At 46.4% G+C, this 890-nt stretch carries 1 protein-coding gene; it reads left to right on the top strand.

What is annotated here, in order from left to right; genetic code table 11:
• A partial coding sequence (locus tag KXG62_RS33825) for an IS3 family transposase (RefSeq protein ID WP_218096400.1) occupies nt 1–753 on the top strand: 753 nt, incomplete at its 5' end.
• Nucleotides 754–890 lie beyond the last annotated feature (137 nt).

The raw sequence follows: 890 nt of genomic DNA on the forward strand, positions 1-890 counted from the left end.
TACAAGCCGGTCTCTCCCTCACCGGAGGAAATTCGCCTCAAGCACCGGATTGACGAGCTTTACACGCAGTATCCATTCATGGGCTATCGAACAATCGCAAGCATCATGAATAGGGAACAAGACTGTATTCATCAAAATACGGTTCGACGCTACATGCGAGAGATGGGAATCATGGCTATTTATCCAGGTCCTAATCTGAGTAAACGTGACCTCCAACATCGTACATATCCATACCTGCTGCGAGGGCTGAAAATCACGCAACCTGACCAAGTCTGGAGTGTGGACATCACCTATCTGCGGATGAAGCAAGGCTGGATGTACCTGTATGCCGTCATCGACTGGTACTCAAGATATCTTGTAGACTGGCAGTTGGACCAGAGCCTGGAGATTGGCTTTGTGCTTGATACTATGAAACGTTCCTTGTCCCGTCGGAAGCCAGGGATTATTAACAGTGACCAAGGAAGCCATTTTACAAGCCCGAAGTACATCGATTTACTCAAGAGACATGAAGTAAAGATTAGTATGGATGGCAAAGGTCGCGCTACCGATAACATTGTTATTGAACGCTTCTGGCGCAGCTTAAAGTATAATGAGGTCTATGTGAATGATTATGAAAATCCGCGGGAAACAAGGCGGGGCGTTGAACGCTATATTCATCTTCATAACCATTACTTGCCGCATCAGTCTCTGCAGAATCATACTCCGGCATCTGTATATAACAGGGACGTCGTGCTGACATCCACAATTGAATAAAGAGGAGAATCTTCTCCCGCGCCTTCGCTTGGGCTACGCCCACAGCTTCCTGTACGGAGACGCTGGGATTATCCTCTTATTTTTTCCAGTCGAGGATTGGATCTGAATCAAGATTTACAGGCTTACCAATTAACATT

The organism is Paenibacillus solanacearum, from assembly GCF_910593845.1.
Classification (GTDB): domain Bacteria; phylum Bacillota; class Bacilli; order Paenibacillales; family NBRC-103111; genus Paenibacillus_G; species Paenibacillus_G solanacearum.